A 22,057-nucleotide genomic window follows, 5' to 3' on the forward strand; every position below is an offset into this window, starting at 1 on the left:
GGCATGTTCGGTCGCACTCAGCTGGAAACGCCGCAGGAGGCACGCCGCAGCGCGCTGGATTTGCTCGCGCGGCGTGAGCACAGTCGCCGTGAAATGCTGCGCAAATTGCAGCAGCGCGGCGTTTCCGCAGCGGTGTGTGAAGTCACGCTGGATCAGCTTGAGGAAGATGGCCTGCTTAGCGATGAGCGCTTCTGCGAAGCCTACATCCATGCGCGCAGTCAGCGCGGCATAGGCCCCCAGCGGTTACGTGAAGAATTGCGTGAGCGAGGGGTCGCCGAGCACCTGGTTGAGAGTTATCTGCAAGCGGTTCAGTGGGATTGGGCGGAAAGTGCCGAACAGGTATTTGCCAAGCGCTTCCCCGAAGGCCCGGCGCAGGACCTTAAGGAGCGCGCCAAACAGTTGCGCTTTATGCAGTATCGCGGTTTTCCTGATTTTCCTCTCGATTGATAAGGTCGATCAAAGCCCGTAACCGGCCATGATCTCGCCCGTTAAAGGGAAAGCTCAGACGCGGTAGTGCGCACAACTCCGGTTCTTCCTCCCCGGTCGCGCAAGCGTCCTGATTGAAACTGCCATTGCGTGATAGCGCTGAGAATTCTTTGCTGATCTGCGTCATGGCCTGTTCGTTGAGTGGCCGATGCATGCGCAGCAGATAACGTCCCTTGCTCCACCGGGCGGAGTGGTAGTTGCTGTAAAAGCGCAGTATCTCCTGCATCGCGTCTTGCGGTGAGTGGGCCAGTTTCATCAGGTTGAAGTCGCTTTCATGGATATACCCATGATCGCTCAGCTGTTCGCGGAAGAACTGCAAGAGTCCTTCCCAGTAGGTCCCTTCCTCCACATCCAGCAGCACTATCGGCACCATTGGGCTTTTGCCGGTCTGGACCAGTGTCAGAACCTCCAGCGTTTCATCCAGCGTCCCGAAGCCGCCAGGGCAGAGGATCAGCGCATCGGCCTCCTTGACGAAGAACAGCTTGCGCAAAAAGAAGAACTTGAACGGCAGGTCGTGATCGGTGTTGTGCACCACATCATTCGAGCGTTGCTCGAAGGGCAGGGTGATGTTGAACCCCAAACTGTTATCCAGACCGGCGCCCTGATGCGCGGCGGCCATGATGCCGCCACCAGCGCCGGTAATGGTCATATAGTCGTGTCGAGACAGCATGCTGCCCATCTCCCGGGCCAGGGAGTAGATACGGCTGTCAGCGTGGGTACGGGCCGAACCAAACACAGTGACCTTGCGGCGGCGCTTGAATAGCTCCAGGCGGGCAAAGGCCTGCTCCAGCTCGCGGATGGTTTGCAGCATGATCTTGGCGTCCCAACGGTTGCGGTCGGCCTGCGCCATGCGGATCACGTCGAGAATCATGTCACGGTACAGCGCGGCATTTTCGCTCTTGCCCGCGCTCATCTCGACCAGCTCATCGACCTTCTGCTGAAGGCCGCTGCCGCCGGTTTGCCAATGACGGCTAAGATAATCTACGGGGTCCAGTTCATCGCTCATCTATTGCTCTCTTGTTAGCGGGCATCAAAATGCAATCTGCTCGCCGGGTTCGGGGATATTCGCCTGCCAGCCCAGTCGGGCTTTGATTGCTGCAGCCAGCAGTTGGCTTTTCTCCAGTTCACCATGCACCAGATAAATCTCCGGACTGCGCTCGAACTGACTGAGCCAGTCTATAAGCTGCGATTGCCCGGCATGTGCGGAGAACCCTCCAAGGGTATGCAGTTGAGCTTTGACAGCCAGGCTCTGATGCACAATGCGCACCTGCTTTTCGCCGTCGACCAGTCTGCGTCCCAGCGTGCCCTTTGCTTGGAAGCCGGGGAATACCACATGGCAGTTGTCGCGCCACAGATTATGTTTGAAATGATGAACGATGCGTCCGCCATTGCACATGCCCGCGCCGGCGATAATGATTGCCCCGCTACCAATGCGGTTGATGGCTATCGATTCATCGGGGGTTGGCGTACATCTGAGAATGGGTAACCAGTGTTTCAAATCACCCTTGCCGTGCTGCTCGATGGCGGTTTTATCATCGTGATTGAATTGCTGGTGGTAACGATCGTAAATCGCAGTAGCGGCGATGGCCATGGGGCTGTCCAGAAACACTACCTGCTGCTTCAGCGAGCCTTCCTGGTAAAACTTGCCCAGGTAATACAGCAGCTCCTGTGTTCTCCCTACCGCAAAGGCTGGAAAAAGCACATTGCCACCGGCCTCGAAAGCGTCTTTGAGTATGCTCTTCAGTTCATCCAGTGTGTCCTCGAGTGGACGATGGTCACGGTCACCATAAGTCGATTCCATCAGCAGCAGATCGGCTTCGCGAATAACGCTGGGATCGTGCAGCAGCGGTGAGCAGCTGTTGCCCAGATCGCCTGAAAATACCAGCCGACGCATCAGGTTGTGCGGCTCATGAATCAGCATTTCGACGATAGCTGACCCGAGAATATGCCCCGCTTCATGGAAGCGCAGCTCGATCCCCTGGGTGATCTCGGTGAGTTGTTCGTGCTCAAGCGTCTGGCACTGACCCAGAATATGGTCGACGTCGGTTTGCGTGTACAGCGGCTCAAGCAATGCCTTGCCGGCGCGCTGACGCCAGCGGTTTTCCCATTCGGTGTCGCGTTCCTGCAAGCCCGCGGCATCCTCTAGCATCAGTTCCAGCAGGGATCGGCTGGCCGGTGTCAGGTAAACGGAGCCCCGGTAACCCTCGGCGGCAAGCTTGGGCAGCAAGCCAGAATGGTCCAGATGGGCATGGGAAATAACCACCGCATCCAGGCTACTCGGATCGAAGGGAAAGCGGTTGCGATTGTGTACCTCGTCGCGACGAAAGCCCTGCGTCATGCCGCACTCAAGCAACACCTTGCGGCCATTGGCCTCAATCAGGTAACAGGATCCGGTAACTTGCTGTACTGCGCCGTGAAAGGTCAGAAGAGCCATGGGACGCACCTGTGCTATGAAAAGCCCATTATGCCCAAGTCAAGCAAACGGACTTTTGATATGCATCAGTTTAGAGCGCCTGGCAGTGCTCTGCCACAAAGCTCTGGGTCAGCACCGGGCGGCTCGAGCCAGTGACCGAAAAATGATAGGTTAGGGTGGCCCCCATATCCATCAAACGGCGGAAGCGCTGATCTGCGCACACGCTGGCCTGTAACTGCGTACGCACCACCAGCGGATCACGCTGCAACTGCTCGGCGTAGGCCTGGTTGACGGAAAGATGATTGATCAGCTCGGTGCCTTCGCTGCTATAGCCTTCATCGACGATATTGTCGTTGATGGTCCGGGGCGCGCCTTCACTGCTCTGCTCTGCTACCTGCTTGAGGGTATCCTGCAGCCGCGACTCGCGAAGCGAAACTGCGTGACTGGGCAGGGCGATGCATAAAACGACAAGTAAGGACAACCAACGCATGGAATTCTCTCCAACAATAATAGTGTCACGAACTTCGACCATGGCTCCTCGTACTGGTTCGTACTGGTTAACGTTGTTTCGCAGCGAGCCGATAGATGAGCTGTCGATGGACCGTGAGTAAATGGAACCTGAGTAAGTGTGGCAAAATGCCTGTGGTCATCATGACCTGCATTTAACCCAAAGGTTTCCCGTGTCAGCCAAATTTCCCCATGCTGTTGAGCGCCTCAGGGCCGAACTGAAATCCGCATCCACCCGGCCGTTCAAGGCCAGGGGTGCCAAGTTGCGGCGCTGCCCAGGGTGCCTGCAGGCCGCTCATGCGTGCGTCTGTGCCTGGCGGCCGTTGCTCGATAGCAAGGTTGGATTCTGCCTGATCATGCATGCGATGGAGCCGCTCAAGCCGACCAACACCGGACGCCTGATCGCCGACTGTATCACCGATACCCATGCCTTTGTCTGGTCGCGTACCAGCGTCGATCCAGCATTGCTTGAATTGCTCGCCGATCCGCAATGGCAGCCCTATGTGGTTTTTCCCGCCGAATACGCACATAACGGCCAGCCGGTAGCGACCGGTATTGGGCCACGGGAGGGTAAACGGCCGTTGCTGATTATTCTGGATGCGACCTGGACCCAGGCACGCAAGATGTTCCGCAAGAGCCCCTGGCTGGATGAATTTCCGGTGCTGAGTTTGCAGACTGAGCAGCTGTCGCGATATCGGCTGCGGCGCTCTACCCGTGAAGAGCACCTGTGTACCGTTGAAGTAGCGACGGCGTGCCTGGGGCTGGCCGGGGAGGATGCGACGGCGAACCTGCTGAACGACTATTTTGACGTATTTACCGACGCCTACCTGGCCTCGCGCGGTAACTGGGGTGTTACTGCCAGTCTGCCTTCACGGCTGCGGCTTGCGGATTACCTGGGCGTATCGGCCGAGGTCAGTGATGGCCCGCAGGCTCCTGCTGCACGGGCACCAGAGCCCGTCGACGCTCCAGATAAATAGGCACCAGCTGCGCGATCAGCATACCGGCCAGCATCAGGCAGCAACCGATAAAGCCGCGCAGACTCAGGCTTTCTTCCAGGAACAGCCAGCCGGCCAGCGCGGCAAACACCGCTTCCAGGCTGAGAATCACCGCCGCGTGCGAGGCAATGGCATTTTTCTGCGCAACCACTTGCAAGGTAAATCCTACACCCACCGCCAGCAGGCCCCCATACAGAATGGCCGGACCGGCCAGGACAATGCCGTCCCAGCTAAAGGTTTCAAATAACAGTGCCATAGTCAGGCTGATGACAGCGCAAACGACAAACTGGCAGAAGGCAACGCGCACCGGGTCATAACGGCTAGCCAACGCGCCGACCAGCAGCACGTGAACGGCCCAGCAGGCTGCGCCAGTCAATTGCAGCCAGTCACCCGGCGCGACGCTGTAATCGGCGTTAACGCTAAGCAGCAACATACCCACCAACGCCAGCAATGCGCCGCCCCACGTGCCCAGGCTGGTGCGCATGCCAATAAACAAACCGAAAATGGGGACTAGAATGACGTATAGGCCAGTAATAAAGCCGGCGTTGGTCACCGTGGTGAACATCAGCCCGATCTGTTGCAGGTTGATGCCCAGGGTCAGCATCAAGCCCAGCACCAGGCTGCCCAGCAACATGGGTTTGCTAAAGCGGCGTTCGGCGCTTTTACCCTGAGGGCTGGCCAGCAACACCAGAGGTAGAATTGCCAGCGCACCCAAGGTGAAGCGCAGCCCGGTGTAAAGAAACGGGCCAACATGGTCCATCGCTACGCTTTGTGCGACGAAAGTCGAACCCCAGATCAGGGCGGTGAGTAACATCAGGGCGTCGGAGCGGTAGGCGCTGGATTTCATGTCGCGTTCACAGGTGAAATAGGGCGGGGAAAAGGGTGAAGCGGCGCAGTATGCCTACACCCCGAGACAGAAAACAGATACAGTTGCGCCTGACCTCATTGCAGTTGCTTGGAGCTGGCTGTGATCTCGCCCAAAGGCAGAGGTTGACGAAAGAATTTCGCAGCACACAACAATAACATTTGAATCGGGAACGCCAGGTATGGGTCTCTCCTACGACATCTTGATCGCAGACGATCATCCGCTGTTTCGCAGCGCCTTGCGCCAGGCGTTGATCAGCGGCTCCGAGGCGCAGGTAGCCTTGACTGAAGCGGGCAGTATTGCCGAGCTACAAGCCTGCCTGGATCAGCGAAGTGATTGGGATCTGGTGTTGCTGGATCTGAACATGCCCGGCGCCTATGGCTTTTCCGGTCTGGTATTGCTGCGCGGCCAGTACCCGCAAATTCCGGTGGTGGTTATTTCCGCCCAGGAGGAACAGCCGGTGGTGCAGCGAGCACGGGATTTCGGCGCCAGTGGCTTTATCCCCAAGTCGTCCTCGCTCGAAGGCATTCAGGATGCGGTGCGCAATGTGCTTGAAGGCGGCGTCAGCTGGCCCGACGCTTCCGAGAGCGCGGGCTTGATGTCCGAACAGGAAAAGAACGTCAGCGACCAGTTGGCCAGCCTTACACCGCAGCAATTTCGCGTACTGACCATGGTCTGCGACGGCTTGCTGAACAAGCAGATCGCCTACGACCTCAGCGTTTCCGAAGCAACGGTCAAGGCGCACGTCACGGCCATCTTTCGTAAACTGGGCGTGCGTACACGAACGCAGGCCGCGCTGGTACTGCAACACATGGAACTGACCCGAGCCGGTCATTGATTCAGGTAATGGCATGACCAATCCGTACAAGGGTGTGACCGGTATCAAGCGTATCTGGTATGCCCTTGGTTATTCGCTCGACGGCCTCAAGGCCGCTTACCGGGGCGAGGCTGCCTTTCGCCAACTGGTCTGGCTGGCGGTGATACTCATCCCACTGGCGCTGGTACTGCCAGTCAGCTATGTCGGCCGCGCGCTCATGGTGGGTAGTGTGTTGCTCTCGCTCATCATCGAACTGCTTAACTCTGCCATTGAGGCGGCCATTGATCGCATCTCCCTTGAACGTCATCCGCTATCCAAGGCCTCCAAGGACATGGGCAGCGCAGCGCAGATGCTCGGGTTGATCATGATCGCAGTGGTCTGGTCACTGGTGTTGCTGGAGCCGCAGTGAATGCCACCACGACTTAAGTCTAGCGATCATGGGCTGGGCAAGGGCGCGACAGAATGACAGACTCGGTTATCACTGATTTTTATCCGGCCGGGCTGATGATGCGGGCTATCACTCCGGGCTAACAATTCAAGGGTGTGCTGACCAATCATGATGCTTTCAGGCCCACTGGTTGCCTCCATCTTCCTGTTGTATATGGCGTTGCTGTTCGCCATCGCGTTCTGGGGAGATCGCCAGACCAACGAATTCAATCCACGCCTGCGGGTCTGGGTCTACAGTCTGTCGTTGGCCGTTTGGTGTACCAGCTGGACCTTCTTCGGGGCGGTAGGCATGGCCTCCGAACAGCTATGGGGTTTTCTGCCGATCTATATCGGCCCGGTGATTCTCTTTCTGTTCGGCTGGCGCCTGTACGCGCGCATGATCGCCATCAGCAAGCAGGAAAACATCACCTCGATTGCCGACTTTATTGCCTCGCGGTATGGCAAGTCGCAGACCTTGGCGGTTGCGGTCAGCCTGCTCTGCCTGGTCAGCGTTCTGCCCTACATTGCCTTGCAGCTCAAAGGCATCGTGCTTGGCTTCAACCTGCTCAGTGGCAGCGCCGCCAGCGGAGTAGAGCTGGGTGAGGTAGCCGGAGCCGAAGATACCGCACTGATTGTCACCCTGGTGCTGGCGCTGTTCACCATTCTGTTCGGTACCCGCAGCCTGGATGCTACCGAGCACCATCGCGGCATGATGCTGGCCATCGCCTTCGAGTCGCTGGTCAAGCTGTTCGCGTTTCTTGCCGTGGGTGCCTTCGTGACCTTCAGCCTGTTCGGCGGCGTCGGGGATCTGATTGATCGCGCCAGCAGCAGTGTCGAACTGCACGACTACTGGCAGCGCGATACGCTATTCACCAACTTGCTGTTCCAGTCGTTTATCGCGATCCTGGCGTTTCTCTGTCTACCGCGACAGTTTCAGGTTGCTGTGGTGGAGAATATCCAGCCTGGCGATATGCGCATGGCGCGCTGGGTCTTCCCGGCGTATGTGGTGTTGGCCGGGCTGTTCGTGATTCCCATCAGCCTGGCGGGGCAGATGACTTTGGGCCCGTCAGTATCGGCGGATTCGTACGTCATCAGCATTCCGCTGCTGGAAGGGCATCCATTCCTTGCCCTGCTGGCCTTTATCGGTGGCGCCTCTGCGGCTACCGGCATGGTGATCGTTGCAGCCATTGCGCTCAGTACCATGGTGTCGAATGACGTGGTGCTGCCGCTGCTGCTGCGCAACCGTAATCGGCCGGAGCGCACCTATGAAGAATTTCGCGGCCTGCTGTTGAATGTGCGGCGCACCAGTATTCTGGTGATCCTGTTATTGGCCTATGTGGTCTATCGGCTGATCGGCTCGGCCGGCAGTCTGGCGAGTATCGGTCAGATCGCTTTCGCTGCCATCGCCCAGCTGTCGCCGGCGATGTTTGGCGCGCTGTTCTGGAAACAGGCCAACCGCAGTGGTGTGTTTGCCGGTTTGCTGGTTGGCATCAGCCTGTGGTTCTACATGTTGATTCTGCCGCTGCTCGGCGGCGAGTTACAGGGCTGGCCTTTGCTGGACCCGTTATATGCCAGCTCGATGGGTCTGCCGATCGACAGCCTGACCCTGGGCAGCCTGATCTCCCTGGCGGGCAACGTGGCGGTATTTGTGATGATTTCCCTGCTCAGCCGCACGCGCGTGCTTGAACACTGGCAGGCCAGCCGCTTCGTCAGCCAGGACTCTCAGCAGTGGCATGACGGACCCAGTCGTGCCCTCCTGCGCGTCACCCTCGAGGACCTGCTGGCGTTAGCCGGACGTTTTGTCGGTGAAGAGCGCGCGCACAAGAGCTTCCTGCGTTTTTCCGAAGCGCTGGGCAAACCCCTGGTGCTGAATCACAACGCCAGCAGTGCCTGGATTACCCACAGCGAGCGCTTGCTCGCCGGGGTACTGGGTGCGTCTTCGGCGCGGGTGGTGGTCAAGGCCGCCATTGAAGGCCGCGATATGCACTTTGATGATGTGGTGCGCATCGTCGATGAAGCCTCGGAGGTATTGCAGTTCAACCGCGGATTGCTGCAAGGCGCGATTGAGAACATCACCCAGGGCATCAGCGTGGTCGACAAGGAGCTGCGTCTGGTGGCCTGGAACCGCCGCTACCTGGAAATGTTCGAGTACCCGGAAGGGCTGATTTTTATCGGCCGGCCTATTGCCGATATCATCCTGCACAACGCCGGCCGCGGTCTGTGCGGCCCCGGTGACCCGCAGGATCATGTGGAGAAGCGCATCAACTGGATGCGCCAGGGCACCGCGCATCGTTCCGAACGTCTGTTCCCCAGTGGCCAGGTGATCGAAATCATCGGCAACCCGATGCCCGGCGGCGGCTTTGTCATGAGTTTTACCGACATTTCCGATTTCCGCCGCGCCGAGCAGGCCCTCAAGGAATCCAACGAAAGCCTGGAGCAGCGCGTGGCCGAGCGTACCAGCGAACTGTCCGAGCTGAACCAGGCGTTGATCCAGGCCAAGGCCCAGACCGAGCGCGCCAGTCAGTCGCAAAGCCGCTTTCTCACCGCGGTCAGCCACGATCTGATGCAACCGATGAACGCTGCGCGACTGTTCTCGGCATCGCTATCGCACCAGTCGCACCTGCCCTCCGAAGCCGAAGAGCTGGTGCGACACCTGGATACCTCGCTGCGTTCAGCCGAGGACCTGATTTCGGATCTGCTGGATATCTCGCGCCTGGAAGCCGGGCGCATTCGTCCGGAGTGGACCGACTTCGGCCTGCGCGATCTGCTTGAGCCGTTAAGAATCGAACTTGGCGCGATGGCGGTGGAGCAGGGCGTGGACCTGCGTGTGCATATCAGTAACCTGCGTGTGCGCAGTGACATGCGCCTGCTGCGCCGGGTGTTGCAGAATTTCCTGACCAACGCCTTCCGCTATGCCGGGCGCTCCAAGGTGGTGCTTGGCGTGCGTCGCATGGGGGATCAGGTGCGAATCGAGGTCTGGGATCAGGGCCCGGGCATCCCCGAGGATAAGCTGCAGGTGATCTTTGAAGAGTTCCAGCGCCTGGACAGCCACCGTACCCAGGCAGAAAAGGGCCTGGGCCTGGGGTTGGCCATTGCTGACGGGCTGTGTCGGGTACTCGGGCATGAGCTGGCGGTGCGCTCCTGGCCGGGTGCCGGTAGCGTCTTCAGCGTGACCGTACCGCTGGCGCGCCACAAACGTCGCACCAGCACCAAGGCCGGTGCGCAAGTCAGCCCTATCGTCAGCGGCGCGCAGGTGCTGTGTATCGACAATGAGCCGAACATCCTCACGGGTATGCAGAGCCTGCTCAGCCGCTGGCAATGCAATGTCGCGGTGGCGCGGGATCGTGATGAGGTCCAACAGGTGCTGGCTCAGGGCTTCATGCCGCAATTGGTGCTGGTGGATTATCATCTGGACGCAGGCGACACCGGCGTGGAATTGATGCACTGGTTGCGGGTACTCAAAGGGCAGGAGTTTCCGGGCGTGATCATCAGCGCCGATGGACGCAGCGAGCTGGTCACCCAGATCCGGCTGGCCGGGCTGGATTTTCTGCCGAAACCGGTCAAGCCAGCCGCGCTGCGGGCGTTGATCAGCCGCTACGTGGAGCTGCAATAGCAGCACTCTTGGTGCCTAACTGTATCTTGTCTGGCGACGGCAGAGGCTGGTAGCTTAAGCCGCCTCATTGTTCGGGGTTATGTTGCATGTCTTCGCGGTTCAAAACGGCCTTGCTGGGCGCTCGGGATACCATCCCGATGTTGGTCGGCGCGCTGCCGTTCGGCATCATTTTCGGTACGTTGGCGGTGTCGTCGGGCTTGTCGGCGGGCGCTACACTGGCCATGTCTGCCCTGGTATTCGCAGGCTCTGCACAATTCATCGCTATCAGTCTGATCGCCTCGGGCACCGGACTTGTGGTGATTCTGTTGACCACCCTGATCGTCAACCTGCGGCACATGCTCTACAGCGCCAGCATGCTGCCGTATGTCCGCCACCTGCCGCAGCGTTGGCGGGTGCCGCTGGCCTTCTGGCTGACCGACGAAAGTTTCGCCGTGGTGCACCGTTATTATCAGAATGCGACTGTACCGCTGGCCGGTAAACAGTGGTATTTCTTCGGCTCCTGCCTGGCCATGTACAGCAACTGGTTTGCCTGCACGCTGGTCGGTGTGCTGCTGGGCCACGCATTGCCGGGTATGGCGCACTGGGGGCTGGATTTCGCCATGGTCGCGACTTTTATCGGCATCGTCGTCCCCTTGCTGCGCACGCGCCCCATGTTGGTCGCCGCGCTGGTAGCGGCAGTGGTGGCGGTCGCAGCCAATGGCCTGCCGTACAAGCTCGGCCTTATGCTCGCAGCCTTGCTCGGCGTGATCGCGGGTGTTATTGCAGCGCGCCTACAGCCCAAGGTGATCTATCCCGAGCAGGATCAGGGGGTGACCGATGAATCCCTATGAAATCGCTCTGATCGGCGGCATGGCGGTCATCACCTTTGCCATCCGCTACACGCTGTTCGCCGTGGGCCACCGGGTGCGTTTCAGCCCGCTGGTAACCCAGGCGTTGAGCTATGTACCGGTGGTGGTGCTCACGGCTATCGTTGCACCCGCCATGCTGATGCCGGACGGCGCCAACCTGGACCTGTCGCTGGATAATGCCTATCTGGTCGGTGGCATTGTGGCGATCGTGATCGCCGCCAAGTGGCGCAATCTGCTGGCCACCATCATCGGCGGCCTGGCGTTCTTCTTTATCTGGCGCTGGCTGTTCGGCTGATTACCAGAAGGTCGCCCGGCCACTGCGCACTGCGCTGATCATCAGCGTCAGCGCGGCCAGAGAAATCAACGTGGTGAAGCCCAGCACGGTAGTGCCAAAGCCGATGGCATCACTGGTAAAGCCCACTCCCAATACCACCGAAGCCATGGTCAGGTACGCCATCAGGTAGAAGGCCGAGATGATACCGCCACGCTCGGCCGGCGGTGCTACCTGGCTGATCGACGCGATAGCCACGACGCCCGTTGCGCCGGCCCCGGTGGCGGTCGCCAGCGTCGCCAGCCCGAACAGGCCCGGAGAACTGAGCAGTACCGATGCCGCCATGATCATCAAGCCAGCAATCAAGATGCTCGGTCCGGCAATCAGTAAGCGGTTCAAGGGCTGGCGCTGGCAGGCAAACTGACTGAGCCCGGCCATCAATTGCCAGGCCGCGGCGAACAACCCGGCCACCGCCCGGTCGCTGATACCGGTCAGGTTCATGGCCAAGCTTGGCCCCAGAGACGCGTATAAGCTGCCGGTAGACCAGGCCAGGCAAATGGTCGCCGCAGCAAACACGAAGGCACCAAGGAGTTCACGTGGCACTTTAATCGTGGTCGGGCGCCAGGCGCGCAGGCGGAAGTTGCTCTGCCGCTGGCCGATATGGGCGGGCCAGGGGGCGGTCAGCAGCAGAGTGATGGTTCCCAGGCAGAGGGCGACGATCACCATAAATGGCCAGAGGTCCGCGCCGGAACCAAAAAACAGCGCAAGCGAACTGACCGTCGGCCCGGCAAAGGCGCCCAAGGTGAAGAACAACGCAGACAGGGTAGCGGCGCGGGTCCAGTTCTCGTTGGGCTCCAGTTCGACCAGTGCCGCCGATGCTGCGCCGGTAACGATTCCGGTACCGATGCCCGTCAGAATGCGCGCCAGCCCCAGGCCGTAGATGCCCTCGGCTAGCATGAAGGCGACGGCCCCGCCCAGAATAAACAGCAGCCCGGGCACCATCATCTGCCGTCGGCCGAGCTTGTCAGACAATGACCCCAGCGTCAGCAGAGTGGTGACCACGCCCAGAACATAGATGGAAAACACCGCTGTAAGCGCTGTAGAGGAAAAGTCCCAGCGCGCCTGCCAGAACGAATACAGCGGGGTAGGCAGGTTACTGGCGAAGATGGTGGTGAAAATGGCCAGCAACGCCGCGACCATAGCCAGGCCCCGTCGGTCTTCCTTTGCTGGTGAAGTTGTCGTACCTGTCATGCGCCTGCCCCCGTCTCAATGCGCTGATTATCGCAGAGAGCGGGGCGGCCTGCGCGCTTGATGCACTATCAGCAGCGCTTATGACCCGGCGCCCGACTCGCCGAGTCGAAGCGGCGAACGGCCCAGATCCTTGGTCAATTCCCGTAGCGATAGGGGGTAGCTGCTATCCAGCGCGCGCTTGCGCAAATCGGTCAGCTGGCTCATATCCCGCGGTTCGGCGGGCCAGGTTTCCACGTGCTTAATCAACTGCGCGCTTTGATCCTGCGGGTTCACGCGGGCCAGGGCAAAGCGAAAAGGATGGTAGCCGGTCATGCCCAGGCGCAGGTCGGTCACTACCCACTGGTTGTCGATCAGGTCATAGCGCAGGATGTCGCGGGTAAACCAGCGCAATCTATCGTGCTGCTCGGACCCCTCCAGCGACGGAGCGGCTTCGCTGTAATGCCGCGGCATGCGTTCCAGCACCGGCGGTTTATCGTCGAACCAGCTCACCAGGCCCTCGTAATAATCATCACCGGCCACCGCCACTACGCGCCAGAGCACCGTGTTAAAGGGGGTAGGGGTAATAAACACCGCTTGCGCTTCAATACCTTCGCGCTCCAGCGCCAGCTGCAGATTATTCTCAGCCATCTGCTTACCGACCAATGTGCTGGCCAGGTATAGGGTGCTGAGGGTCAGCGCCGCGTATTGCAGTTTCAAGCCCTTGCCCTTAAAGCCCACGATCAGCCCGATCACCACCGCGAGCAGCAACGGCACGGTATAGAGCGGATCGATAATAAAGATGCTCGAGATAGACACCGGCGGCGTGGTCATTGGCCAGAACAGTTGCGTGCCGTAGCTGGTAAAGGCGTCGAGCAACACATGGGTGACCAGAATCAACCAGATGCACAACCACAATCGGCTTGCCGTGTAATCAGGGCTTGGTCGCCAACATCGCCAGGCCCAGGCCAAGAGCAAGCTGAATGCACTCAGCACGAACAGCGAGTGGCTGAAGCCCCGGTGGTAGGTCATGTTGGCCACGGCGTCGCCGTAGTTGATCACCACATCCATATCCGGCAACGTGCCCAGCAATGCTCCAGCCACCAGCGCCTTGCGCCCATGCCAACGGCCGAGCATGGCGCCGCCAATTGAGGCACCGAGCATCGCCTGGGTAATCGAGTCCATCAGGGGTTCTCAAAAAAAAAAGACTCTCCAAAGAGACTCTACAAAAAAAGAAAGCCAGCATAAGCTGGCTTTCGTATTGCTGCATGAGTAAATCGATTCGATATTTTACCGCTCGATCATGACCGCTTAAAGCGCGTGCTGTTTATCGACCTCGATCGACTTGTCCAACAATTCCAGCAACGCCTTGCGCGTCTTCAGCTTTGTATTGCGGTGGGCGCTCATGTTCAGCTTGGTCAGCTGCGTGGCCATCTCCATGGCCTTGGCCTCAAGCTCTTCGGCGGGCACTACCTTGTCCAGGAAGCCCGCGTGTACTGCATCAGCCGGATCAAACATTTCGGCATTGATCACCGAGCGGTTGAACGCGCTGTTGGTCAATCGTGCACGGGCCAGCTCGATGCCCACGTGGTGCATGGTCATGCCAATGGCCACTTCATTCAGGCCGATCTTGAACGGACCCTCAACACCAATACGGTAATCCGCCGACAGCAGAATAAAAGCACCCTTGGCCACCGCATGGCCGGTACAGGCCACTACTACCGGATAAGGATGCGACAACATCCGCCGCGCCAACGTTGAACCCGACGCTACTAATGCCTTGGCCGCATCCGCACCGGACGTCATCACCTTCAGGTCATACCCACCAGACAAAATCCCCGGCTGGCCACTGATGACCACCACGGCCTTGTCCTTCTCCGCCTGATCCAGCGCCTCATTGAACGCCTCGATCACCGCTGGAGAAATGGCATTGACCTTACCGTTGCTCAGGCTCAGCCTCGCAACACCATCGGAAAAACTGTAGGAAACCAGCTCGCTCATGGAAGCATCCTCATAGACTATAAACAGCCGGGAACGACCGTATCAGTAGTGCAGTGTACCAATATAAAGATGACCGGCCAGTTCCAGCACACGCCTCCCAACAACCTTGCCAACCTAGCGCCCGGCCAGCGGAAAAAGCGTTTGCCAAAGAGGCCTCATTTCGGTACATTAGCGCGCCTTGGAACCAGCCCCGGCTGGCTCCAGGAATCCGGAGAGGTGTCCGAGTGGCTGAAGGAGCACGCCTGGAAAGTGTGTATACGTTAATAGCGTATCGAGGGTTCGAATCCCTCTCTCTCCGCCAAATCAGTAGTCAAAAGCCCCAGAAATGGGGCTTTTTTCGTTCTACCGTTCCCTAGCCCATACTTCAGCCCATACCTAGCATGTTCAGTCTCGCTGCGTCCGACACAGGCATGCAGTATACCAACCGCAGTACCTTCTCACTGGATTGCTGTGGCTTGCGCTCTGTCACGAAGGTTTGAAACCTGAACTCGTCGTGATTTTTGTGCATGAATACTCGATTCTGCCGCTCAGCTGATGCGGTCCCAGGTCTATTCAGACCAAAAGCTTAAAATATCGATACCATTCAGGGCTAATACCCGCGCACGCAAGCGTCTTGCAGTATTGGGTTGCCACTTGTCTGATCCCTGACCGGAAGGGGTGGGGACGTTCAAATGCCGCAGCACGTAGCAGAGCCCTCTCAAAGTGAGAGATTCTCTATGCCTTTCTGCCAACAAATTTCTTATGCCCTCTCCCTCCGTTGGACGATCCTTAAGTTCATCCAACACTTCATACACCGCCAACGCTTTGGCATTGGCGGTATTCGCTTTTTTTGCGTTCAATGCGCTGTTGTCACGATTCCGTATTTTTCCAAAATCTGGGTTGCCGGTTCGATTCATAGCTCTACTTGGAGTGCGTAACGAGAAATACAGATAAGTACATCATGAATAGCCAAAGGAGGCAATCCATGACAATCGAACAGGTGAGCGGCAGTAAAAGTTTATCGGAAGGCAGATGGACCTATGATGTAAATCATTTCCACGACCACATTATCAACCAAGCCAAAGCCGAATGGCTGGCAGATTTTAATTTTTCATTCTTTATGACGCTGACCTACCGCAAATCGGTTTTTAGCGAAAAAAAGGTACGGGAAGATCTCAAAAAATTATATAGAGCCGTTAGCCAAAAGGCTTTTGGTAGAAACGCTTATGATGCCTTCCCTAGCGAAAATAGCATTAGCTTCTATGCCGTGATAGAGGAACATGCTGATGGAGCATTACATATCCATATGATGCTTGAGGATATTTCACGAAAAAATGCATATGTTCGAGATAGTTTCCAGCACCTTCCTGATCTGATATTTATCGAATGGCGAAAGCTTGCAGGCAACCCGACACAGCTAGATGAAAAAAGAGTATGTGATCGAAAAGAAAGATTAAGCTTTGCAAACTACCTTCTAAAAAAGTCAGGCGCGCGGGCAGAGCGTGATGTGATGGATTATCTACACGTCAAAAAATCAATCAATAAATAAGCAATAACGATTTTTCATAGAAAAATCAGCTGGAAAATTTGGGTTTCATCTCACGCATTGTTTCAGTGGTGACGGTTAGGTCTGAATTGAATTTGGTATATTAATCAGGTGCTTGCGAAGCGGGCGCCTTGATTATAGTATTGTCTAACGATTAGCAATTGATGACAAGAATAAGATTAAATGATATCTAGCTACCAGTATGGTAGCCGAGCGATGATTAAATTAAAATTAAAAACTCCAAGCAATCAAGCTCAATCTATGGTGTGGCAATCCAATCACTAATTAATACTCTTTTAATAATCTAAGCTCGCATAAAATTCAGCTAGCTATCAAAGTAAATGCTGCCGATAAATCTAAGGAGCGGGCTTTAACCCGTCCCAGCGAACGAAGTGAGCGATTTAAATCAGTTGTTATGCGTTGTTCTTCATAATTTGATGAATTGCATTCATAGGATGCAAAGATAAAGCTATTGTTGCTCCAGCGGGAACCTTAAGGTCTGGCGCGGATTTTTGACTGGCGCTAGTAACTGCTCGCTGCGATATAACACCGATAGCCTCACCATCTTCGTTAACCACTGGGCCACCACTAGCGCCGCTATTAACGCCATTATCCAAATAGAAAATATCAACTTCTATAGTGATATTCTGGCTCGAATCTTCTGCAATAATCTTTCTATGGTTGCCAATAGCAGCTCTTTTGATTAATGGCCCCATCATGTCGGCCATGTAGCCTTTCTTCATTACTGAAAGAAAATCTTGTATTCCGGGGAAGTCTTTATTTGCAATTCTATCGATGTTAAATGGTAAAGAAAGATCATCAGAGAAGCCTGAAATAAATACCTGCTGCCCCAGCTTTGGCGACATTATTCTGGCGGGTAAATAAGGAAATGCTTCGGCTTGCTTTTCTTTTGGCGCAAGTGCGGCAATATCAAGTTGTATTGCTTCAGTAAAAGCAGCGCATTGGATGGTTAAACTGCAAAAAGAAACTCTATATTCAAGTGCGGGCCTACCTGCAAACTTGATGAATATTTTTACATTCGGATCTGAATAGTCTTTGTGTAGTATTGGTACTCTTCCAGTTACCACGTGTGCCGCGGTAAGAACCTCGCCATCTGACGTAAATGCAAAACAAGTACCCTGGCTAATAACCTCATCGTCAAGAACGACAGTAACATAACCGCAGCATCTCTGAATTTTTTCGTAAATTTCTTCATGCATACAGATACTTGATCCTTTGCATAACGCCTCATTAACCGGCGCAGCTTTGCTGCGTCCGGCGCCGGAGGCGTGTGGTTGATTGACTTGTTATGTGCTGATTAGTACACCAACTCTTTAGAGTATTTATTTCGCCATAATTGATCTTGAGCCTTGGCTTTAATTTTACGGTTAATGCTTTTTTCAAGAACCTCATTAACTACATCTTCGGGTATAAACAACTGGTGTGACTGAAACGCCTCTAACCCTACGGGATAATTACATTTAACACCGTACAGTGACGGACAGCAATGTACCCAACCTACCGAATTAGACCAATTTCTGTATTTTATAAAATGAAACAGCTTTTTAAAAAATGATTGCCTTTCTGATTGATACAATAAATCGAAGCTTGCCAGATGAATTTTGTGTGAAGAGTGATTCCTAACAGTCACGTAAAGGCCTCCTACGTAGCCTCCATCCTTTTCTTCAATTCCGTGAAGTAAATCGACCTTAAATTTAGGTGTTGCTTTGGCAATGTTCCAGATAAACACCAGCGTTGAAAGGCAGGCCGCGTAAATCGCTAATATTTCCGTAATTTTCAATGCAGCTCCTCAAGGCACATAACGTAGAGCTTTGCGGCAATTTTGCAGCTGCGAAGCGGTGGAGAAATTGTCCGACAAAAGCGATTTGTTATGCGTAGAACTACTGACCATTTGAAATTGCCTGCTTAATTATTGGGGCTACGGATTCAGCAGTAATGGCACGTTCCTGGCAATATTTCGTGGTGAGCCATGCTGATACTGCCTTTTGGCTCTTGCTCGCATTACACCCGCGACAACACAAAGCGATATTTTCTCTTGTGATAATTTTTGCGTCATTGATTATATGCTCCCAGCTAGCTGAAGATTTAGCCGATATTTGTGGAAGCACAAACTCGTAGCCACAATACACGCAAGCCTTATCCCTCTCTCGTACTTCCTTTTCCAGCAAGGCTGGAATATTCCAATTATTTGCCATCAGCTTCGGGGTCCGCTTTTACGCCTAACGTATGGTTAAGGGGCGGGCTTTAGCCCGTCCCAGTGAGCGAAGCGAGCGATTTGAACCAGTTGTTATGCGGCTACAGCACTCGATTAACAATGAACGGTAAAAATATTTCGTCCAAGTTTTCTTGAAGATCAGCGCCCACACGACAGTCTAGCGTTAGTTTGTAACTGCCATCTGGAAATTGGACGACTTGCCGTTCGGATTTGCCCCTGATCTTGAGCATTTCAATTGCCTGGCTCGGAATTTTTCCCCTCATTTGATCCAGTATTTTTTCATCGAAATCAAGCGACATGGCGTAGGTGTCACCGCCTTCGATTTTTGTTCCCGTTGCCGTTGTAAACATGTCGGGATCAAGTTGGCCAATGAATCTAATGGGGACATCGGGAAATATAATGCTGTTAAACTCCTGAAAACCTAACCTCTTGAGGTGCAAGCCAAGATCTTTCGCTAATTTAAATTCGGTGTTCAGAGCATTTTTCGGCGCCAGACATTTTGCGAGATTTTCAAAATAAACTGGCAGTGATTCCATCTTGAAATGAATCAATGGCTTTTCGTTGCTGATGTGGAAAAGCACAAACTCTCTGCCGTTGCATAAGGCAAATAAAGGCACTCTTATTTCGCTATGTATGGCGTAAGAATATGCTTGCTCAACGTGCTTCCCAGATACGATATTTTCGTTTGGCCCCTTCGCTTCAAGCACCCAGGCATACCTATCTTCTACCTCAATCAAGTAATCAGGTATGCAGGTAATATTCTTTCTAGCACTGCCAACGGAAACAAAGGGGTGTTCCAAGCCTTTGCTTCGTATTATTTTGTGGGGTTTTGTAACTCCATAACCTAAAGCTTTAAGTATCGGGGAAATTATTTCTTCACGAACCGAGTCTTCCTTAAAGTCTGGATCGTTCAAAACTTGGAGGTCAAAGCCCTCAATTGGGTTAAAAGCTTTCTCGAATTTCAAGAATGATCCTCCGAGTTAGAAAACGCATAACAGTGATTAGACCGAATGCGTGATTAATTCGCGCCTTAACATTTCGCCCGGAATATGAGTATTTTCTCGCCAGATCAGTCAGTTAAGCATATTTTCCATCTCTCCTGTACGACGTTAAGCCGAGCGCCGTCTAAGCCTTTTATAGCCAAATCGTCCAGGGGCCAGCGCCACACAGCGAATTACCATGCGGGGGGAATGCTTGTATGAGAAAAGCAAGGCATCCATGCCGCCAAAGAGGGACTGAGTGTGAACAGTTGTTAGCATAATGCTTTTTTTTGCGGCGGATTGCCAAGGGCTTTGTTGGATTGCTGGCAAGGAGAACAAAACACTCAGGGCCGCGGCCCTGAATTACGCCGGGATTTATAGACGCCTCCTTGCTTAAGTCAGGCTGCCACGACCTGACCGGTGTGTTGCAGATAGAAGTGGGTCGGCCAGATCTTTCAGACAGTAAATGTCCGCTTCTGGCCCAGAGTGTGTAAAAACGCTGTCTCAAAACCTTGCTATGATTTCCCAGGATTTCATCGCAAGGATCGTTCATGAAGCGCTTCATTCAAGGTGAGCATCGAGGCCAAAGCACCTTACTGCCCGAGAGCCTCGACGACTACGTCAACGATACCAACCCGGTTCGAGTGGTCGATGCCTTTGTTGACGAACTCGACCTAGTGAAGCTGGGTTTTGAAAGTGCCATCCCCGCTGATACTGGTCGGCCTGCTTATCACCCCTCGATCCTGCTGAAGATATACATCTACGGTTACCTCAACCGGATTCAATCCAGCCGCCGTCTTGAGCGGGAAGCACAGCGCAACGTGGAGTTGATGTGGCTGACCGGACGTTTGACGCCTGATTTCAAGACTATCGCTAATTTTCGAAAGGACAACGGTAAGGCTATCCGTGGCGTCTGCCGTCAGTTCGTTCTGCTGTGCCAGCAATTGGGATTGTTTGGCGAGAGTCTGATCGCCATCGATGGCAGCAAATTCAAGGCGGTCAACAACCGAGATCGCAATTTCACCAGCGCCAAGTTGAAGCGACGGATGGAGGAAATAGAAGCGAGTATTAGCCGGTACCTGGCTTCGCTCGATGCTGCCGATCAACAAGATCGTCCTGTCTCTGACGCCAATGTCGTGCGCCTGGAAGAAAGAATCGCTAAGTTGAAGGTGCATATGAAGGAGCTTCAGTCAATCGAAGCTCAGCTCAATGAGTCACCGGACAAACAGGTATCACTGACCGATCCAGACGCTCGTTCCATGATGACCCGCGGCACAGGAATCGTTGGCTACAACGTGCAGACAGCGGTCGACACCAAGCACCATTTAATCGTCGCTCATGAGGTGACCAACGTCGGATCCGACCGCGACCAGCTAAGCTCTATGGCCAAGCAAGCCCGCGAGGCGATGGGGACAGAAAAGTTGTCGGTGGTAGCTGACAGAGGCTACTTCAAGAGTGAGGAAATCCTGGCTTGTCACGACGCGGAAATCGTCGCCTATGTACCCAAGCCAATGACCTCCGCAGCCAAAGCCGATGGGCGATTCAACAACGACGCATTTATCTATGACGCGGCGGCAAACGCATACACCTGTCCGGCTGGTGAGACTTTGATTTGGCGTTTCTCCAGTGTTGAGAAAGGCATGAAACTGCATCGGTACTGGAGCTCGAAATGCCAAAGCTGCACCTTGAAGTCGCAATGCACGCCGAGCAAGCAGCGGCGAGTTCGGCGTTGGGAGCACGAAGCAGTGCTGGAAGAAATGCAGCTCCGGCTCAGCAGTGCACCCGAGATGATGCGTATCCGAAAAAGGACCGTTGAGCATCCATTCGGAACGCTTAAGCAATGGATGGGTGCGACACACTTCCTGACCCGGAAGCTCAATGGGGTGAGTGCTGAGATGAGCCTGAATGTGCTCGCCTACAACCTGAAACGGGTGATGAAAATCATAGGCACCGTCAGCTTGCTAGAGGCTCTGACAGCGTAAAAGCCCGTGCCTTACTCACCTACGCTGCCTCTGAGAGGCCTCCAGGGCGCTGCTAGACTGTCTCATGGGCTATTCGCAGCGGTCATAAGCTTGATCAGGCTCTAAGCCCGAGAAAGGTCCGCTATAGACGCTGACGGAAATCCGTTCTGGCGTTTTTACACGCTCTGGGCCGATAGCAGCCCGCCTACACAGGCCGTCATCGGCCAAAAGCGGTCATTAATTGTCTACGTAACTAGGGGCTCTTCACGATTCCAAAGCCGCTTAACCGTGCTCAGAGATATTTTCAGCTCCTGCGCCACTTCACTCTGCGACTGATTCGCAGCTTTTAGCTTTTGTACGTCACCTGCTGAAGCTATCGGCGGGCGTCCAAGAGACTTTCCTTCTGACTTTGCTCGCGCCAATCCAGACTGCGTGCGCTCAATCAGCAGGTCCCGCTCAAACTCAGCTACTGAAGCAATAACCGACATGGTCATTTTTCCGGCGGGGGAGGTGAGGTCAACTCCTCCAAGTGCCAGGCAGTGAACCTTGATGCTTCTGCCATCTAGCAATTCAACAGTCGAACGCACATCCATCGCGTTACGCCCAAGGCGGTCTAGTTTGGTCACTACCAGCACGTCACCCGACTCCATGCGCTCGAGTAGTTTATGGAAACCTTTACGATCACTAGCTGGCACAGAGCCCGATACTGTTTCTTCGATGCATCGTTGCTGCTGGATGTCGAATCCGGCGGCTTTGATTTCTTGGACTTGGTTCTCAGTTGTTTGGCCGGTTGTGCTTACTCGGCAATAGGCAAAGGTACGAGACATAATGACGGCCTCTTGGTATCAAAAACGTAGGTTCATTATTGTCTTGGTGTCAAATATAG

At 55.1% G+C, this 22,057-nt stretch carries 21 protein-coding genes and 1 tRNA gene; 10 read left to right on the forward strand and 12 right to left on the reverse strand.

What is annotated here, in order from left to right; all coding sequences use genetic code 11:
• Window positions 1-3 precede the first annotated feature (3 nt).
• Entirely contained in the window at window positions 4-447 is a 444-nt protein-coding gene (locus EAO82_RS06855; RefSeq protein ID WP_096347466.1) for a regulatory protein RecX, read from the forward strand.
• On the opposite strand, the gene EAO82_RS06860 is transcribed toward EAO82_RS06855, so the two are convergent.
• From EAO82_RS06860 to EAO82_RS06870, 3 genes are all read right to left on the reverse strand, one after another.
• Window positions 407-1,492, reverse strand: a complete 1,086-nt coding sequence (locus tag EAO82_RS06860) for a TIGR00730 family Rossman fold protein (protein ID WP_096347467.1) — start codon at window positions 1,490-1,492, stop codon at window positions 407-409. The two genes, EAO82_RS06855 and EAO82_RS06860, sit on opposite strands and share 41 nt — an antisense overlap.
• Before the next feature lie 24 nt (window positions 1,493-1,516).
• Complete coding sequence (locus EAO82_RS06865) at window positions 1,517-2,920, reverse strand: MBL fold metallo-hydrolase RNA specificity domain-containing protein (RefSeq protein WP_096347468.1); 1,404 nt, start codon at window positions 2,918-2,920, stop codon at window positions 1,517-1,519.
• A gap of 70 nt (window positions 2,921-2,990) precedes the next feature.
• Window positions 2,991-3,389: a PA3611 family quorum-sensing-regulated virulence factor gene (locus EAO82_RS06870; RefSeq protein ID WP_096347469.1), complete on the reverse strand. Its 399-nt coding sequence runs from the start codon at window positions 3,387-3,389 to the stop codon at window positions 2,991-2,993.
• A 190-nt stretch (window positions 3,390-3,579) separates the two neighbouring features.
• Here EAO82_RS06870 and EAO82_RS06875 point away from each other — a divergent pair, with 190 nt between their 5' ends.
• Entirely contained in the window at window positions 3,580-4,383 is an 804-nt protein-coding gene (locus EAO82_RS06875) for a tRNA-uridine aminocarboxypropyltransferase (RefSeq protein ID WP_096347485.1), read from the forward strand.
• On the opposite strand, the gene EAO82_RS06880 is transcribed toward EAO82_RS06875, so the two are convergent.
• Window positions 4,319-5,248 (reverse strand): DMT family transporter, encoded by a 930-nt coding sequence (locus EAO82_RS06880; RefSeq protein ID WP_096347470.1) that lies wholly within the window; start codon window positions 5,246-5,248, stop codon window positions 4,319-4,321. The genes EAO82_RS06875 and EAO82_RS06880 overlap by 65 nt on opposite strands.
• 199 nt (window positions 5,249-5,447) lie before the next feature.
• Between EAO82_RS06880 and EAO82_RS06885 the strand changes: the two genes are divergently transcribed.
• From EAO82_RS06885 to EAO82_RS06905, 5 genes are all read left to right on the forward strand, one after another.
• The gene (locus tag EAO82_RS06885) at window positions 5,448-6,104 is read left to right on the forward strand and encodes a response regulator transcription factor (RefSeq protein ID WP_096347471.1); all 657 of its coding nucleotides are present in this window, start codon (window positions 5,448-5,450) and stop codon (window positions 6,102-6,104) included.
• A 13-nt stretch (window positions 6,105-6,117) separates the two neighbouring features.
• Window positions 6,118-6,492, forward strand: a complete 375-nt coding sequence (locus EAO82_RS06890) for a diacylglycerol kinase (RefSeq protein ID WP_096347472.1) — start codon at window positions 6,118-6,120, stop codon at window positions 6,490-6,492.
• Window positions 6,493-6,639: 147 nt separating this feature from the next.
• Complete coding sequence (locus tag EAO82_RS06895; RefSeq protein WP_096347473.1) at window positions 6,640-10,122, forward strand: PAS domain-containing hybrid sensor histidine kinase/response regulator; 3,483 nt, start codon at window positions 6,640-6,642, stop codon at window positions 10,120-10,122.
• Between the two features lie 86 nt (window positions 10,123-10,208).
• Window positions 10,209-10,952, forward strand: coding sequence for an AzlC family ABC transporter permease (locus EAO82_RS06900; protein WP_096347474.1), 744 nt, complete (start codon window positions 10,209-10,211; stop codon window positions 10,950-10,952).
• A complete protein-coding gene (locus EAO82_RS06905; protein ID WP_096347475.1) occupies window positions 10,939-11,265 on the forward strand; it encodes an AzlD domain-containing protein in 327 nt (108 codons plus the stop codon). Before EAO82_RS06900 ends, EAO82_RS06905 begins: the two co-directional genes overlap by 14 nt.
• Here the strand turns inward: EAO82_RS06905 and EAO82_RS06910 are convergent, their stop codons facing one another.
• The 3 genes from EAO82_RS06910 to EAO82_RS06920 all read right to left on the reverse strand — a co-directional run bounded on the left by EAO82_RS06910 (window position 11,266) and on the right by EAO82_RS06920 (window position 14,469).
• A complete protein-coding gene (locus EAO82_RS06910; RefSeq protein ID WP_096347476.1) occupies window positions 11,266-12,492 on the reverse strand; it encodes an MFS transporter in 1,227 nt (408 codons plus the stop codon).
• Between the two features lie 78 nt (window positions 12,493-12,570).
• Window positions 12,571-13,653 carry a metal-dependent hydrolase gene (locus tag EAO82_RS06915; protein ID WP_096347477.1) on the reverse strand — a complete coding sequence of 361 codons (1,083 nt, stop codon included), beginning with the start codon at window positions 13,651-13,653 and terminating at the stop codon, window positions 12,571-12,573.
• 126 nt (window positions 13,654-13,779) lie between these two features.
• On the reverse strand, window positions 13,780-14,469 hold the full coding sequence (locus EAO82_RS06920; RefSeq protein ID WP_096347478.1) for a crotonase/enoyl-CoA hydratase family protein: 690 nt from the start codon (window positions 14,467-14,469) through the stop codon (window positions 13,780-13,782).
• 210 nt (window positions 14,470-14,679) lie between these two features.
• On the opposite strand from EAO82_RS06920, the gene EAO82_RS06925 reads away from it, so the two are divergent.
• Window positions 14,680-14,770, forward strand: a tRNA-Ser gene (locus EAO82_RS06925).
• A 247-nt stretch (window positions 14,771-15,017) separates the two neighbouring features.
• On the opposite strand, the gene EAO82_RS06930 is transcribed toward EAO82_RS06925, so the two are convergent.
• On the reverse strand, window positions 15,018-15,365 hold the full coding sequence (locus tag EAO82_RS06930) for a hypothetical protein (RefSeq protein WP_143520351.1): 348 nt from the start codon (window positions 15,363-15,365) through the stop codon (window positions 15,018-15,020).
• A 68-nt stretch (window positions 15,366-15,433) separates the two neighbouring features.
• Between EAO82_RS06930 and EAO82_RS06935 the strand changes: the two genes are divergently transcribed.
• On the forward strand, window positions 15,434-15,997 hold the full coding sequence (locus EAO82_RS06935; RefSeq protein ID WP_096347479.1) for a hypothetical protein: 564 nt from the start codon (window positions 15,434-15,436) through the stop codon (window positions 15,995-15,997).
• 410 nt (window positions 15,998-16,407) lie between these two features.
• Here the strand turns inward: EAO82_RS06935 and EAO82_RS06940 are convergent, their stop codons facing one another.
• The 3 genes from EAO82_RS06940 to EAO82_RS06950 form a co-directional block, all read right to left on the reverse strand.
• A complete protein-coding gene (locus EAO82_RS06940; protein ID WP_096347480.1) occupies window positions 16,408-17,214 on the reverse strand; it encodes a serine protease in 807 nt (268 codons plus the stop codon).
• 98 nt (window positions 17,215-17,312) lie between these two features.
• Window positions 17,313-17,795: a hypothetical protein gene (locus EAO82_RS06945; protein ID WP_143520352.1), complete on the reverse strand. Its 483-nt coding sequence runs from the start codon at window positions 17,793-17,795 to the stop codon at window positions 17,313-17,315.
• Window positions 17,796-18,310: 515 nt separating this feature from the next.
• Window positions 18,311-19,195 (reverse strand): type I restriction enzyme HsdR N-terminal domain-containing protein, encoded by an 885-nt coding sequence (locus EAO82_RS06950; RefSeq protein ID WP_096347482.1) that lies wholly within the window; start codon window positions 19,193-19,195, stop codon window positions 18,311-18,313.
• Window positions 19,196-19,761: 566 nt separating this feature from the next.
• Here EAO82_RS06950 and EAO82_RS06955 point away from each other — a divergent pair.
• Entirely contained in the window at window positions 19,762-21,192 is a 1,431-nt protein-coding gene (locus EAO82_RS06955; RefSeq protein WP_153274273.1) for an IS1182 family transposase, read from the forward strand.
• Between the two features lie 224 nt (window positions 21,193-21,416).
• Here the strand turns inward: EAO82_RS06955 and EAO82_RS06960 are convergent, their stop codons facing one another.
• Complete coding sequence (locus EAO82_RS06960; protein WP_096345084.1) at window positions 21,417-21,998, reverse strand: recombinase family protein; 582 nt, start codon at window positions 21,996-21,998, stop codon at window positions 21,417-21,419.
• Between the last annotated feature and the right edge of the window lie 59 nt (window positions 21,999-22,057).

Source organism: Halopseudomonas pelagia (assembly GCF_009497895.1).
GTDB classification, from domain to species: domain Bacteria; phylum Pseudomonadota; class Gammaproteobacteria; order Pseudomonadales; family Pseudomonadaceae; genus Halopseudomonas; species Halopseudomonas pelagia_A.